Below are 15,589 nucleotides of genomic sequence, written 5' to 3'. Positions count from 1 at the left end.
CCGGCAGGAATGCCGGCAGCTTTTTCGTATGCTCTTGTTTGGGCCCGCATTAGATATCTTGCCTGTCTATAGATCATGCTTTAGTAGAACCTTTCTCCAGGCTGTATTTATACTCGCTTGGGGTCATGCCTGTCCATTTGCGAAACTGCTTGGAGAAATAGAGTGCATCATTGAAACCGACAGAGGAAGCAATCTCATGAATGGAGAAGGACGATTTCATGAGCGATTTGGCTTTCTCAATACGTACCTTCATGAGATATTGCATGGGGGACATGCCTGTATGCTGTTTGAACATTTTGGACAGATGTGCCCGGTGATAGCCAAGCGTTTTGGCCATTTGATCAATGGAGAGCTGTTGATGATACTGGGTCGAGATCCATCTCTCGGTCTGCCTTACGCCTCGCTCGATATCCGGCACGTCATTGGAGTTTGACGGAAGATGCTCACGGTTTAACATCGCCAGCTTATGGAGCAGCAATCGGAGCCACCCGGAAGCCTGAAGGTCCTCAAGCCAGGGATGATCCGATTGGTTAAAGCCCAGACGGAGATGACGGTACATGTCGATCAGCGACCTTAGCTCAGCTTCATCCGTGCAGTGGATAATCGGCTTAGCCGGCGTAACACCCATGTCGGCCAGCAGCATCTTGGTGCCTTTTTCTTGTAATGCAACCCAGTTATAGTGCCAGGGGTTCCGATCATCGGCTTCATAGCTGAAAAGAACTCCGGGAAGGATCACGAAGGTATCGCCTGCCTGGCAATGATGCACGATGCCGGCACACTCGAAGATGCCTTGGCCTGTTAAGACGGTGTGTATGAGGCAGTAATCATGAATGATCGGACCGATTTTGTGGCGTGGTATGGGAGTTCCCTCACCGCTGAACAGGATGTTCAGGTCGTGACCGCCCGGTGAAGGATTCATACCAATCGTGTAGAGCGTATGGTCTGGCAAAATAGACATGCGCTATCCCCCTTAAACGTGTGCGAGATCAATCGATATCGTGGATGTTGAATTAGGGTTAGCTTACCTAATGAAACAACAAATGTCCATATCGCACTTGTTTTGCTCCATATTCAAAAAAGACCGATTATCATATAGTTAGTCTTGTGAAAGCGTATTAATTCATGGAGTTTAGGGAGGGAATTAATTGATGTCTAAGATTACATTTATCGGAGCAGGAAGTACCGTATTTGCCAAGAATGTCCTGGGGGATTGCATGCAGACCCCGGCCTTGCAGGGATTTGAACTTGCTTTGTATGATATTGACCCGATCCGTTTGAAAGATTCGGAGAACATGCTGAATAATATAAAGAAGACCAGCGGCAGCACCTGTGTCGTCAAATCATACAGTGACCGCAAGGAAGCTCTTCGAGGAGCAAAATATGTCATCAATGCCATCCAGGTCGGAGGATACGATCCGTGTACGATTACGGACTTTGAAATTCCGAAGAAGTATGGACTCAGACAGACGATTGCGGATACTGTGGGAATCGGCGGGATTTTCCGTAATCTCCGCACCATCCCGGTCATGCTGGATTTTGCGGCCGATATGCGGGAAGTTTGTCCACAGGCGCTGTTCTTGAACTATACGAACCCCATGGCGGTGCTGACCAATGCGATGAACACGCTGGGCGGCGTGCAAACGGTAGGTCTGTGCCACAGCGTACAGGCTTGCATTCCGCATCTGTTCGATAATCTGGGGATGGACAAGGAAGGCGTGCAGGCCAAAATCGCCGGCATTAACCATATGGCATGGCTGCTTGAGGTAACGAAGGATGGCGTGGACCTGTATCCGGAAATTAAGAAGCGCGCGGCCGAGAAGCAGAAGGAGAAGCATCATGATATGGTTCGTCTCGAGATGATGCTGAACTTCGGTTACTACATTACGGAGTCGTCCGAGCATAACGCCGAGTACCATCCATATTTCATCAAGCGTAACTATCCGGAGCTTATTGAGCGCTTTAATATCCCGCTGGATGAATATCCACGTCGCTGTGTGAACCAAATCGAGGGATGGAATGCGATGCGCGAGGATTTGGTCAACAACCAGGATCTGAAGCACAACCGCTCCCATGAATATGCTTCTTACATTTTGGAAGCGATCGAGACCAATGTTCCGTTCAAAATCGGCGGCAATGTAATGAACACGGGACTGATCACGAACCTTCCGAAGGAAGCTTGCGTTGAGGTTCCGTGTCTGGTCGATGCCAGCGGCGTAACCCCGACCTATGTCGGCGATCTGCCTCCGCAATGTGCCGCTCTGAACCGCACCAATATCAATACCCAGCTGCTGACGCTGGAAGCGGCGGCAACCGGCAAGAAGGAGCATATCTATCATGCGGCGATGCTCGACCCGCATACGGCTGCCGAGCTGTCCATCGATGACATCAAGAGCCTGTGCGACGACCTGATTGAGGCGCATGGAGACTGGCTCCCTAAATACCAATAAGGCTGATACCACTTAAGCAAAAACAACAGAATTTTTGCAGCAAAAGAAATATTATTCCATAAAAGAGAGACGCTCTGGTATCTACAGGGGCGTCTCTCTTTATCGTTAACGGATTGCGCGCGGAAATTACCTATGTTATGGATTTATATTGGCGTGCGGGAGCGTGATGAGAAACACCGTTCCTGATCGTGGCGAGCTCCGAACCGAGACACTTCCATTCATGGCGCGAATGGCTTGATAGGAGAAGGTGAGTCCAAGTCCGGTGCCGCTCATTTTAGTGGAATAGTAGATTGAACCGAGACGACTCAATTGCTCAGGGGTCATGCCGATCCCGTTATCTTTGATTTCGATGGACACCTGTTCTGCTTCTTCATAGATGGTGACGTGGACCGTGCCTCTGTCGACGTCTTTGCTGGCCTCAATCGCATTCTTAATAAAGTTGACCAACAGCTGCTTGAGCTCCGCCGGACTGCCTAAAATGTAAATGGGGAGCTGAGGGTAATCAGCGCTGAGGGTCACGTTGCTCATATTAGCATATGAAATCATGAGCTCGACAACAGATTTGATCTGGGCCGAAAGCTCGATTCTTTGCTGAAACGGCAAGTGTGGTTTGCTGATCGAGAGATACTCGGACAAGATTTGCTCGGTCCGGCGAATTTCCTCCATGCTGATTTCCAGAAAACGTTCGGTTTTTTCCTGAGGGAACGTACCGCTCTTAATCAATTGCAGGAACCCAAGCACGGTTGTTAGCGGATTGCGGACCTCATGGGCAAGGGATGCGGCGACATGATTGACGGCTTCGGCTTTCTCATTCTGGATATACCGCAGATAAAGCTCTTTGTCGGATACGGATTTGTTAAACAGGGTCACGAGAAGCCATATTCCGAGCGAGTTATGAACCGGCATAGCTAGAATATTGAATACGAAGTTATTTATGATGTAGTCAGGTTTGGTTATGTAGAGTATCGTGAGCGGGAGAATAGAGAAGCTGATACCTGCTATAAAAACGATCCAAAATTTGTGTTTGGTTCGATGGTACATGAATGACAATAGAACGGACAGGGGGAACGTAAAGATCAAGATAATAATGGCGTCGATCATGCCGGATCCGCCAATGTACAACCTGTAGATTAGAAATTCCATAAGGAGAATTGCCCCAGTCAGGAACCCTCCGAACAGCATGCCGAAGAACATAATGACATACCGCACGTCAAAGATCAGCCCGCTTTGAACGGACGAAGCAAAGGTCATGGACAGCAGCATGCACAGCGAACAAATGACAATGATGAAATTACGGGAATAGTTGACTGTCAGTTTTCTGTAATAGATGTTGTATGCGACAAAAGGCATCAATGCAAACAACAACTGCAGCAAAACATCTTTAATCACAGGCAGTAGGCCCACCCCTTTGAAGAGTATCGAATCGTCCGCTAGATTACCTTGTCCATTCAAGTTCGACGTCAATTGGAAAAATCCTTGAGGCTTGAATAAAAATAACAAAATTTATTCGTACTCAGATGGAGTGGAGGAACATATAAATTCATCGAGAAAGCGCTTGCAGACAACATATGTCTGTCCCGGATACTCAGCACTTAAGTGAGAACACATTTCCATGAATGGAGGGTTCACAAGTGAAGCTGAAGACCGTTCTGAGACCCATGTTCATTCTTTTGTTGGCCGCGTCTTTTTTTGCTGCCGGATGCCAGAGTGTAACGCCGCCAACCGCATCAGATCCGCCGCCGCCCAAAGAAGAGGTAAACACACCCGGAGGCAGTGATAAGCCGGCACCGTCGGGCGATGCGAAAGCGACGCCGAGAAATGAAACGCTATACGTGAACGGTTTGCAATGGGGGGCACCTACGAATTTTAACCTGCTTAGCGGAAACCCGGCGTTTCCGATTAACTACGGAAACTCCAGAGAACTCGTCTATGAAACCTTGTTCATGGTCAATCAGCTGACAGGCGAGTTGGAGCCGCTGCTGGGTACCAAGTATGAATGGACCGACGATCTGACCCTGAAGATCGAATTGAACAAGGATGCCAAATGGAGTGACGGCAAGCCATTCACCTCCGATGATGTCGTTTATACCTACCATCTCGGCAAAAAATATGACATTAACTGGAGCAGCTTCTGGACCTACATCGAGGACGTAACGGCAGACGGGCCGCAAACGGTGAACATCAAGCTGAATAAAGACAATCCGAACAAATTGACGGTGCTCGACAGCATCGAGATCATGCCGATGCTGCCTAAACATGTATGGGAAGAGGTCGAGAAGAAAGCCAATAACGACCTAGCCACCATTCGTAAAGAAGTCAACGAGGACCCGATCGGAACGGGGCCTTACAAAATGTATTTTTACAATGATCAGAAGATCACGATCGTACGGGACGATAACTACTGGGGGCAGGCACTCTTTGGCAAGCTGCCGGCTCCCAAATATATCACCCATGTCATCTATAAAGACAATGCAGCGGGCGACCTGGCATTCAAGAGCGGTCAGGTAGACGTATCGCAGCAGTTTATTCCGCAGGTATGGAAAATGTGGGAGGGCGGGGCTCCGGTTAAAACCTATATCAAAGAGGCTCCCTATTATGTGCCCGGCTCCATGCCATCGATCTTCTTCAACATGACGAAGGAAGGACTCAACAATTCGGATGTCAGAAAAGCGATCGCTATGGCGATTGATTACGGCAAAATTTCGGAGCTGGCCATCAGCGGCTACTCGGCCCCAATGGAGCCGTCGTTGACGCTGAATACGGAGGCCGAAGCGAAATATGTAGACCAGGCGGCTATCAAACCGCTCCAATGGACAACGGATGTGGATGCGGCCAATGCGCTGCTCGATTCCATCGGCGCCGCGAAGGGGAAAGACGGCATCCGCGTCTTGAACGGAACCCGTCTCGGCCCGTTTGAAATCGAGTGTCCATACGGCTGGTCGGATTGGAATGCGGCGCTTGAGATTGTGGCCCAGAATGCGAAGGCAATCGGTATCGAGATTCGAACCAAATTTCCGGAAGCACCGGTATGGACCAATGATCTACAGACCGGCAAGTTTGATATCATCATGAACACGCCTGCCGGCGGGGTCAGCCCAAGCCAGCCGTGGAACCGCGCGATGACCATCATGTACTCCAAGGGCGTTGCGCCAATGGGCGAGATGGCATTCTACAACTGGGGCCGGTATAAGAACGATCAAGCCGATGCCATCATCGAGAAGATTCCAACCATTACGGACGAAGCTGAATTGAAAGCGCTCTACACTGAATTGACCCAAATCTGGTTAAAGGATATCCCATCGATTCCGCTCATGTATCGTCCTTGGGTATTCGATACGGTCAATGAATCCGTATGGAAGGGCTTCCCGACGGAAGGGGACGGCAGCAACATACCGCCTCAAATTTCGATGGATGGAGCCGGTATCAAATCGCTGTATCAGATTCATAACTGATGGATATAACTCATTGAACCAAGACCTATATTGGCGGATTTGCACCCCTGATATAGGTCTCTTTTCCACCAATTTCAAGGTGTGATCCATGGGGGTGAGCTGCTTGAGCGTTTACGGAAAATATATCGTCAAGAAGTTCTTCTGGTACTTTCTGACGCTGGTGATTGCAGTCACGCTGAATTTCCTGCTGCCCCGGATGATTGAAGGGAATCCGGTGAGCATGATTGTGTCTGAGATGACGCAGGGGATGACCGACAGCGATACGATCAAACGGGTCTATGAGACGTTTCTCGTCGAGTTTGGAATCGACAAGCCTTTATGGGAGCAGTTCTTCATCTATCTGAAAAATTTGGCGACAGGCAATTTGGGCACTTCATTCGGCCTATATCCGAAACCGGTAACGGAGATTCTGGCCTCGGCGGTTCCATGGACGATCGGGCTTCAGCTTCCGGCCATTCTGGTTGGCTGGCTGATCGGGAACGTGCTGGGCGCCGTTGCGGCTTACCGCAAGGGCGTATTCGATAAAGTGATATTCCCGGTGGCCTTGTTCGTGAATTCCATTCCTTTTTTTACCTTAGCCATTATTATGCTGTATGTATTCGCCCTGTCCCTGAACTGGTTTCCGCTGCATGGGGGCTACGATTACCAGATGGTGCCGTCACTCAGCTTTGAATTCTTCGCTTCCGTACTTCGGCATCATACGCTTCCATTTCTATCGATCGTGCTGGTTACGATTGGCGGCCAAGCCATTGGCATGCGGGAGATGTCCATCTATGAGCTGAATTCGGATTATGTTCTGTACAGCAAACTTCTCGGGATACGGGACTCCAAGATTGCGAGGTATGTATTCCGAAATGCGATGCTGCCCCAGATCACGGGATTGGCGTTATCCATCGGTACGATGGTGGGCGGTTCGCTGATCTGTGAAATCGTATTCAGTTATCCGGGAATCGGAACCTGGATGTTCACGGCGATCCGTCAGCTGGATTATCCGTTAATCTCAGGCTGCACCCTCTTGATCGCCCTGGCCGTGCTGCTGGCCAACTTTACGATTGACCTAATCTACGGCTGGATCGATCCAAGAATCAAGGCCGCTCAGATGGAGGATCAATAATATGAACAGTTCCTTTCGCATATTGATCAAATCGCCAAAGTTTATGTTCGGAGCCTGCATGCTGCTGGCTATGATCGGGATGGTGCTGATCTACCCGCTCTTTAACCGCAACGATCCGCTGGAGATGATCGCCCTGGCGTACCAGCCGCCGGATTCGAAGCTGCTGCTGGGGTCGGATAACTTCGGCAGGGATTTATTCCTGGAATTGATCTATGGCATTCGGACTTCCCTGCAGGTTGGGCTGATTGCCGGCGTATTTGCTACTGTGATTGGTCTTGTGATCGGTTTAGCCTCAGGTTATATCGGAGGCATGATTGATAATCTGCTGACAGCCATCACCAACATTTTCATCGTGATACCTTCCTTTGTCATCCTCATTCTGATCTCGGTCAGCATCGATTCGCGCAGCTCGTTTGTTACGGCGGTTATCATTGGCATTACCAGCTGGCCCTGGACGGCCAGGGCCGTACGTGCTCAGACATCCTCGCTGCGAAACCGGGATCACGTAAATATCGCGAAAATATCCGGCTACAGCACGCCGCGCATTATCATCTCGGAGATATTGCCGTACATCGCTTCCTATGTTGTCATGGCGTTTGTGCTGCAGACGGCATCAGGTATTCTGTCCGAGGCTTCCATCTCGATGCTGGGGCTGGGACCGTACAACACGATTTCCCTTGGCATCATCATGAACTGGGCGCTCGTATTTGAAGCACCGGTTGCCGGCGCTTGGTGGGCCTTCATCCCGGCGGCGATCTCCATCGCCATCATCACCTTCTCCTTGTACATGATGAACACCGGCATGGATGAGATATTCAATCCGAAGATTAGGAGCTGATGGGTGTTGTGAGCACAAATATACTGGAAGTGAACGAATTGAAGACCTATTACCGTACCCGGTTGAAGGAGCATGTCTATGCCGTAGACGGGGTGAGCTTCTCGCTCGAAAAGGGGAAGACGCTTGGCATTGCCGGTGAATCCGGCTGCGGCAAATCGACCCTTGCGCTCAGCCTGATGGGTTTCTATTTTCCACCGCTGCATTATGGCAGCGGCTCGATTGTCGTAAGCGGCACGGATATTATGAAGCTTGGCAAGGAACAGCTCCGTTCCCAGGTGTCGGGAAGAGAGATATCGTATATCCCGCAAGCAGCTATGAATGCCCTGAATCCTACGCTCAAAATCATTCATTTCGTCGAGGATATTATGAAGGAGCATCGCCCTGAGCTGAACAAGAAGCAGGTGTGGGATATGGCGGCGGAACGGTTCGAAACCTTGAATTTGTCAACCAAGGTGCTGAACTCCTATCCGAACGAGCTGTCAGGCGGCATGAAGCAGCGGACGGTGATCGCTATTTCCACCATTCTGAACCCCAAAGTGCTGATTGCGGACGAACCGACCTCGGCGCTGGACGTAACCTCGCAGAAAGCGGTGATCAAGCTGCTGAAAAGTCTGCTGGATCGGGGCTATATTCAGTCTCTGGTATTCATCACCCACGAGCTGCCGCTGCTTTATCACGTAACGGATGACATCATCGTCATGTATGCAGGGGAGATCGTGGAGCGCGGAACCGCAGAGCAAATGATTTTTGACCCGATCCATCCTTATACGAAAAAGCTGATGGGTTCCATCATTGTGCCGGAGGAAGGCATGAAAGGCCATAAGCTGGCCGCTATCCCGGGTACCCCGCCTAATCTGAAAAACGTACCGGAGGGCTGCCGGTTTGCAGATCGCTGTTCCTATGTGCAAGACGCCTGCCGTAAGGGAAAGATAACGAGCCGGACCGTGGAGGATCGCATGTATCGCTGCATCGTGGAACCGGGTGTGCTTAAGGAGTGGTATGCAAATGAAGAGGAATGATGTCCTGATTCGGGGAGAGTATCTCACCAAGGTGTTCGGTTACGGGAAGCAGAAGACCACCGCCGTGGAGGATGTCAGCTTTACCTTTCATGAAGGCGAAATCATATCGATTGTCGGCGAGAGCGGAAGCGGCAAAACGACACTGGCGAAAATGATCATGGGCCTGCTGAAGGAGAGCAGCGGTACGATAGAGTATATGGGCAAGCCAAGGCAGCTGAAGCGGCACAGAGACCGCAAGCGCTATTGGAAAAATATCCAAGCGATCTTTCAGGACCCGTTCTCTTCGTTCAATCTCTTCTATAAAGTCGAGAAGCTGCTGCTCGATTGCATCAAGCTGCAGGGAGATAAACTGACGAAGGAGGAGCAATTCCGCAAAATGAAGGAAGCGTGCTCCTTTGTCAATCTGAAATTCGAGGAGCTGCACAATAAATACCCGTTCGAACTGTCCGGCGGGCAAATGCAGCGCCTGATGATCGCCCGGATTTTCATGCTCCATCCGAAGCTGCTGATTGCGGATGAACCGACCTCCATGGTCGATGCATGCTCGCGGTCCACGATACTGGATATGCTCTTGAAGCTGCGAGATGAGAACAACATGACGATTATTTTCATTACCCATGACGTAGGGCTTGCTTATTATGTAAGCGATACGCTGTATATTATGGAACAAGGGAAAGTCGTGGAGCGGGGACCGGCGGAAGAGGTTATCTTGAATCCGCAGCATCCTTATACCCAGCAGTTGATTGCCGATGTGCCCAAGATTCACTCTGAGTGGGATTTGGCATGAGCGGCGTGGACAATGGAAATCTCATGAGAAAAGCTCGAAGCGCAACGCTGCTTCGGGCTTTATTTTGCTTCGTTTATTTTCGCGGATATGACACTTCGAATCGCTGTGTAAAATTTCTCTATTCTTGATCTTCGCATTTGTGAAGGATCTGCCGATAAATGATATGGCTGCCATTTGAATCATTCCGCAGCTCGCATTCGGTATACCGCAAGGCATCTGACAAGACTGCGTGTATGCTTCATAAGGAGACCATCAAACATTATGTGTACTTACTTCTTGGGGGCAACCATCTTGGTATTAGTCGCCCTCACCATGACATTCTGGATTTTTTTGTTCAAAGTCGCATATCAGCGGAAGATAAGCCACCAGGCCTTGGACATGGCCGAAGGCAGATTCCGCTTGCTTGATGATATGCTGCTTACGCTTGATGTGGGTATTTGGGCATACGATTTCGCCACAAGGAGTATCCAAAATACTTCTTTGGCTTTTCATAAAATCACAGGTTATTCACATCATGATTTCGCAGGCGGCCTTTCCTGGGAAACGCTGATCCATCCGGAGGATATGGCGCTGTTCCGATCCTTGGTTGACAAACTTCGACAAGGCGACGCCGTTCATACCGAATACCGAATCATCCATGCGGATGGTGATGTTCGCTGGGTTCAGGTAAAGATGATTCCGACGTTGAATGACGCCGGTCAAATGATCCGCACGGATGGCATTGCCGTTGATATTACCACCCGCTTCCGCATGGAAGAGGCGCTGTATGATATTACAGAATGCAAGAAGATGGAACAAGCGCTCAAGGAAAGCATGAACCGGTATCGCAGGCTGGTGGAGTTATCTCCGATTGCCATTGCAGTCTGCAAGGACCGCAAGCTCATGTACGTGAATCCCGCCGGACTTCGGATCCTTGGGGCGGCGGGTCCTGAGAACATCCTGGGTACCGATCCTTGGGACTGGGTGCTTGATCCCTATGAGGAGTGGGCCCGCAAACGGCTCAGGCAGCTGATTCGGACAGGGGAAGTTGTTGCCGAAGAACTATCCATAAGACGGGTTGACGGAGAGCGGGTCGATGTCGTGGCGACGGCCCTTTATGATGCGGAATCGGACACGATTGAAGTTTTTTTCGAGGATATAACCGCCCGTAAATCAGCGGAAAGGGCCCTTATGGAGAGTGACCGGATCAACCGCCATATTCTGGATATCGCTCCGGTTGCGATGTTCCTGCATTCCGATTTTTCTTATATTTATGCGAATCCTGCGGGCTTATCCTTATTGGGAATTGCGGACATCGCGCAATTGGACGGCACCTCCTTCCAGGACGTGATTCCTTCCGACCAGCTCGAGTTCGTGACGTCTGAGGTTGAACATGTGTACGCAAGCGGAAATACCTCGGAGCTCGCCGGCAACAAACTAATCCGGCTGGATGGGACGATCATTGATATTGAGGCCATAACGACACCTATCCCATATATAGGACATCATACCGCGCTTACCATTATTCGGGATGTTACGCAGCAGAAGCAGGCCGAACGGGAGCGGATTGCGGCAGAAAGGCTTGTCCGGGAGAGCGAGGACCTGTATTTCAGGCTGCAGATGAGCCTGGATCAATTCTCCTCCGATCTTTTCGGGATGGTGAAGATCAGTGAATTGAATGCCCGGATCGTACAGGAAATCAAGAAGGTGCTGGGGACGGATCGGGTGAGCCTCATCCAGATAAACCACCACAGTCTGCAGATCAAAATCCAAGGGGGCCATAAAGAACCGCCACAAGGGGTGATTCGTGCGATCCATTCATGCGGCCCTGGGCATATTCCGTTCTGTAAACTGTTTGAGATGTGTGATGGATATTTTGTCAAGATTGGAGAAATGAACGGGGATAGCAGCATTGTCTGTATTGGCGGCGACGTTCCCTTGCTCCTGATTCAGGCCCAAAAAATATGGCTGGAGACCATTACGCGTTATGCAAGTGTTCTGTACGATAACTTCCGCGTCATTGAGGATTTGACGAGGGAACTGGAGAAGCTGGGTTCATCCCAGCAGATCATGCCCCTATGGCTGCTGCGACTCATGCTTCATTTATCCGAAAATGAGCGGAAGCGATTGTCCCAGGACCTTCACGATGCCGCGCTTCAGGAACAGATTATATGGTACAGGAAATTGAATCAGATTACTTCGGATCATGAGCTGCCGGAGGATCTGCGCCCGCAGCTGGAGGAGATTGAGCAGGGCCTTCTGGATGTCATTTATCAGATTCGAATTACGTGCAACGAGCTTCGTCCCCCGCTGCTGAAGGAGGAGGGGCTGGAACGTTCGCTTGAGGCATTGTTTGAATTTACCCAGCTCCGAACCAATTACTCCATACAATTCGACTGCTCAAACTTCGATGATGATATCAGTGACGACCATTTGATCGGATTGTACAGGATTGTCCAGGAGCTGCTGGCCAATGCAACGAAGCATTCCAACGCGACGGAGGTAAGGCTCCGTTTGTCCACCCAGTCGGATGAAGTCAACCTGAGTTATGAAGACAACGGGATTGGGATCGACCCCAGTCAGCAATCGGACCAATTCAACAGCATGGGGATTGGCGGCATGAAAGAGCGAGTCAGAAGCATGAACGGCAAAATCCAGTTCGACTCGTCGGATAGCGGCGGGTTGGCTGTCTATATATCCATTACGGCAAGATAAATTCGCCATCAGTGAAGCAAGCAAGATACCAGACTGAAGGAGTCATGAGTGACGATGATCGAAATTTTATTGGTGGATGACCATCCCTCGGTGATGGAGGGAACCAAGGTGCTGCTTGAGCAGGAAAAGGATATGTTCGTGAAGATTGCCAATACGCCGGAGCGGGCACTGGAGTTGGTGAGCACGCTGCATTTTGACGTGATGCTGATTGATATGCATATGCCGGGCATGAACGGAATTGATTTGGCCAAGCAGATCCTCCGGATTGCTCCGGACGCGGTAATGCTGATTTATACGGGCTTTGAAGTCAGCAATCATTTTAATTTGATTATGGAGGCCGGACTGGCAGGTTTTGTCTCGAAAACGTCGGGCAAAGAGCAGCTGGTAACGGCTGTTCGGTGTGCGCTGCGAGGAGAGGTCGTTCTGCCGATGACACTCGTGAAGCAGCTCCGCCGCGATACCGCAAATGGCCCGGAACGAACAGCAGGCGCGCCGGCAGCCCAGTCTATAACCGATAAAGAATATAGTATTCTCAAGGAAATCGCTCGCGGAAAGAGCAACAAGGAGATTGCGGGGACGGTGATCATGAGCCAGCGTTCACTCGAGTACTGCTTAACCAATCTCTTTCAAAAGTTGAATGTGAAGTCACGTATAGAAGCTGCACTGAAGGCAAAGCAAATGGGGATCCTCTCGGATTCGGATTTTGTCCAGATAAGCTGACAGGCTTACTCTTTTTTTCGATTCAGATCATGAAGCAATACACCCTTCGATACGATTTTAGGTAAATTCGCTACCATTCGACAACAATCGCAGGGTAGCCCGCAAAATTCTTGCGTGCTCACGCAAGAGAATTTCGGTTACGAAAGGTATGTAAGTGTATATGCTTATGTTACTGGATGGATATAGTCTGTTAGTAGGAAGGGTGGTTACTTGCGGCATGACAAAGGACCTATTTGAATATGGTGTCGATGACCTCTTGTCACCGGAAGAGATTGAGGAGGTTTTGGCGCAGCTTGAAGAAGAATGGAATGAATTTAACAGCCGGAAGAAGCGAGGGTGACTCATAATGAAACGATGGAAGTCTTTGAAATCTCTGTTTGCAATGAAACTCCAGAGTCGCATGCTGCTTATTATTTTGGGAGCAATCACGATATTTTTAACGAGCATGATGACTTATATCAGTATGACTACAACGGAGGAGGCTCTGGATTCGGCCAAGACGCTTGCGGTGACGACGAGTGAAAAGATCGGCGCTCTGGTTCAAGCAGAGCTTGACGATGTCATGAACTCCGCACGTACATTGGCTGTAAGCTTTGTTGGAATGAAGGAGAGCGACACAACGAATCGAGCAGCCGTTAATGAAATATTAAGAAGAAACCTGGAGGACAACCCGTCGTGGAAAGGGATTTGGACTTTATGGGAGCCGGATGCCTTTGATGGCCAGGATAACGAATACAGAAACAAACAGGGCAGTGACCATACGGGCCGAATGATGTCCTACTGGGCAAGAACGGAATCCGGACTGGAACGTTCCGTCATCGAGGATTATGAGCACGAAGGGGAAGGTGACTTCTATCTCCTGGCGAAGAACAGCGGCAAGGAAATCATTATGGATCCGTACGTCTTCAAAGTAGGTAACGAAGATGTCATGATGACATCGCTCGTTGTTCCAATTATCGATAACGGAAAGACCGTCGGCGTGGTTGGCGTCGATATTTCCCTGGCACATTTGCAAAGCATAATGGAACAATTCCGATTGTTCGATACGGGTTATGCTCATATCTATTCGAATACGGGCGTGATCGTAACGTCCCCGGAGGACGGATTGATGGGGCAGACGCTTGAGAAGGCATATCCTGGCAAGACGGTTCCTCTTATACTGGATGCGATTCGGGAAGGGGACGTTTATACCGAGGAAGATGCCGAGCTGTACAAGCTGTATACGCCGATTAAGACCGGATTGACCGAAACGCCATGGTCTGCCGCTATCATTATCCCGATGGATGAGATTACGGCCAAGTCGGATGCACTGATCATCTCCATCATAGCGGCAGGCGTGGTCACCTTAGTAGCTATGGCAGCTGTCGTAGTCCTGTTAACAAGGTCCATCGTGAAGCCACTGGGTGTTTCCGTTTCCATCGGCGAGTTCATGTCGAAGGGAGACTTCACGCAGGAGGTTCCTGCGGCTTATCTTCGCAGGACAGATGAAATCGGCACATTGTCCCGAGTGTTCGCGCAGCTGCTGGAGAGCATGCGGGAGATGATCGGCAGAGTAAACATGAACGCATCATCGGTAGCCGCCGCTTCACAGCAGCTGTCAGCTGGTGCCGAGGAACTGGCCGTTGGGAGCAGCAGTCAGGCTGAATCCGTGCAGACCGTCAGTGAATTGTTCCATGAATGGTCGAATGCCATCAATTCCGTTGCAAGCGACGCCTCGGCAGCATCCGAGCTTGTAAATCAGACCTCCGGCATTGCAACGGAAGGCAGCGGCATCGTCCAGCAGTCGGTGGAAGGCATGAACCGGGTACGGGAGCAGGTTGCCAAACTCGAAGCGGACTCCCAGCGGATCGGTGAGATCATCGAGGTCATCGACGATATCGCCAAGCAGACCAACCTGCTTGCCCTTAATGCGACGATCGAGGCTGCTCGGGCCGGTGATCAAGGAAGAGGCTTCGCCGTGGTGGCGGATGAAGTGCGTAAGTTGGCCGAACGCAGTGGAGGGGCCACGAAGCAGATTGCCGATATCATCAAGGGCATGCAAAAGAATACGGCCGATAGCGTGGAGGCGGTGAATCAAGGTGTCATCCACACGGAAAAAGCCGGGGAAGCCTTTGCCTACATTACAAGCATGGTGAATGAATCGGCGGGCAAAGTGATGGATATTGCAGCCGCCAGCGAGGAGCAGGCAGCCCAGGCTGCCGAGGTGGCAACCGCCATTGAAACGATATCTTCGTCGACGGAGGAAACGGCGGCTACAAGCGAGGAATCGGCGGCAACGGCACAATCGCTTGCCGAGCTTGCCGAAGAGCTGAACCATACCGTATCGGCCTTCAAAATCTCGTAGCACCACTGGCATATTGATGATAAGCTTGGCCTAAGGGCCAGGCTTTTTTTCATGTAAAGCATTGGCGGCCTGCTATCGCAAGAAAAACTACTTCTAACCGCGGTCTGTTTTTTGTAAGGACGTTGATAGATGTTTTTGTTATGAATTGGAACTCCGTACTGCTTGGACAAAGGA

The 15,589-nt window shown here is 50.3% G+C and carries 12 protein-coding genes; 10 read left to right on the top strand and 2 right to left on the bottom strand.

All coding sequences use genetic code 11. The features are described from left to right. Positions 1–73: 73 nt before the first annotated feature. Positions 74–958, bottom strand: a complete 885-nt coding sequence (locus AK95_RS29865) for a helix-turn-helix transcriptional regulator (RefSeq protein ID WP_071223547.1) — start codon at positions 956–958, stop codon at positions 74–76. 190 nt (positions 959–1,148) lie between these two features. Here AK95_RS29865 and melA point away from each other — a divergent pair, with 190 nt between their 5' ends. Next, positions 1,149–2,447, top strand: coding sequence for an alpha-glucosidase/alpha-galactosidase (melA, locus tag AK95_RS29860; protein WP_071223546.1), 1,299 nt, complete (start codon positions 1,149–1,151; stop codon positions 2,445–2,447). Between the two features lie 135 nt (positions 2,448–2,582). On the opposite strand, the gene AK95_RS29855 is transcribed toward melA, so the two are convergent. After that, positions 2,583–3,836 carry a sensor histidine kinase gene (locus tag AK95_RS29855; RefSeq protein ID WP_235613253.1) on the bottom strand — a complete coding sequence of 418 codons (1,254 nt, stop codon included), beginning with the start codon at positions 3,834–3,836 and terminating at the stop codon, positions 2,583–2,585. A 242-nt stretch (positions 3,837–4,078) separates the two neighbouring features. Between AK95_RS29855 and AK95_RS29850 the strand changes: the two genes are divergently transcribed. The 9 genes from AK95_RS29850 to AK95_RS29815 all read left to right on the top strand — a co-directional run bounded on the left by AK95_RS29850 (position 4,079) and on the right by AK95_RS29815 (position 15,415). Further along, on the top strand, positions 4,079–5,899 hold the full coding sequence (locus tag AK95_RS29850) for an ABC transporter substrate-binding protein (protein WP_071223545.1): 1,821 nt from the start codon (positions 4,079–4,081) through the stop codon (positions 5,897–5,899). Between the two features lie 103 nt (positions 5,900–6,002). Next, positions 6,003–7,013 (top strand): ABC transporter permease, encoded by a 1,011-nt coding sequence (locus tag AK95_RS29845; protein ID WP_113056503.1) that lies wholly within the window; start codon positions 6,003–6,005, stop codon positions 7,011–7,013. A 1-nt stretch (position 7,014) separates the two neighbouring features. After that, entirely contained in the window at positions 7,015–7,851 is an 837-nt protein-coding gene (locus AK95_RS29840; protein WP_071223543.1) for an ABC transporter permease, read from the top strand. Between the two features lie 8 nt (positions 7,852–7,859). Further along, a complete protein-coding gene (locus AK95_RS29835; RefSeq protein WP_071223652.1) occupies positions 7,860–8,870 on the top strand; it encodes an ABC transporter ATP-binding protein in 1,011 nt (336 codons plus the stop codon). Continuing rightward, entirely contained in the window at positions 8,857–9,657 is an 801-nt protein-coding gene (locus AK95_RS29830; RefSeq protein WP_071223542.1) for an ABC transporter ATP-binding protein, read from the top strand. Before AK95_RS29835 ends, AK95_RS29830 begins: the two co-directional genes overlap by 14 nt. A gap of 291 nt (positions 9,658–9,948) precedes the next feature. After that, complete coding sequence (locus AK95_RS29825; RefSeq protein ID WP_235613252.1) at positions 9,949–12,351, top strand: sensor histidine kinase; 2,403 nt, start codon at positions 9,949–9,951, stop codon at positions 12,349–12,351. 54 nt (positions 12,352–12,405) lie between these two features. After that, the gene (locus AK95_RS29820; protein ID WP_071223540.1) at positions 12,406–13,071 is read left to right on the top strand and encodes a response regulator transcription factor; all 666 of its coding nucleotides are present in this window, start codon (positions 12,406–12,408) and stop codon (positions 13,069–13,071) included. Between the two features lie 217 nt (positions 13,072–13,288). After that, positions 13,289–13,411, top strand: coding sequence for a hypothetical protein (locus AK95_RS35195; RefSeq protein WP_256720554.1), 123 nt, complete (start codon positions 13,289–13,291; stop codon positions 13,409–13,411). A gap of 6 nt (positions 13,412–13,417) precedes the next feature. After that, positions 13,418–15,415 (top strand): methyl-accepting chemotaxis protein, encoded by a 1,998-nt coding sequence (locus AK95_RS29815; RefSeq protein ID WP_071223539.1) that lies wholly within the window; start codon positions 13,418–13,420, stop codon positions 15,413–15,415. Positions 15,416–15,589: the final 174 nt, after the last annotated feature.

Source organism: Paenibacillus sp. LC231 (assembly GCF_001860525.1).
GTDB lineage: Bacteria > Bacillota > Bacilli > Paenibacillales > Paenibacillaceae > Paenibacillus_AQ.
This window is presented reverse-complemented; position numbering and strand designations above follow the sequence as displayed.

What these genes read in the sequence shown, in the direction of transcription:
- AK95_RS29865 (WP_071223547.1), bottom strand. Translation starts at nt 958, where the DNA reads ATGTCTATTTTGCCAGACCATACGCTCTACACGATTGGTATGAATCCT.
- melA (WP_071223546.1), top strand. Translation starts at nt 1,149, where the DNA reads ATGTCTAAGATTACATTTATCGGAGCAGGAAGTACCGTATTTGCCAAG.
- AK95_RS29840 (WP_071223543.1), top strand. Translation starts at nt 7,015, where the DNA reads ATGAACAGTTCCTTTCGCATATTGATCAAATCGCCAAAGTTTATGTTC.
- AK95_RS29830 (WP_071223542.1), top strand. Translation starts at nt 8,857, where the DNA reads ATGAAGAGGAATGATGTCCTGATTCGGGGAGAGTATCTCACCAAGGTG.
- AK95_RS29820 (WP_071223540.1), top strand. Translation starts at nt 12,406, where the DNA reads ATGATCGAAATTTTATTGGTGGATGACCATCCCTCGGTGATGGAGGGA.
- AK95_RS35195 (WP_256720554.1), top strand. Translation starts at nt 13,289, where the DNA reads ATGACAAAGGACCTATTTGAATATGGTGTCGATGACCTCTTGTCACCG.
- AK95_RS29815 (WP_071223539.1), top strand. Translation starts at nt 13,418, where the DNA reads ATGAAACGATGGAAGTCTTTGAAATCTCTGTTTGCAATGAAACTCCAG.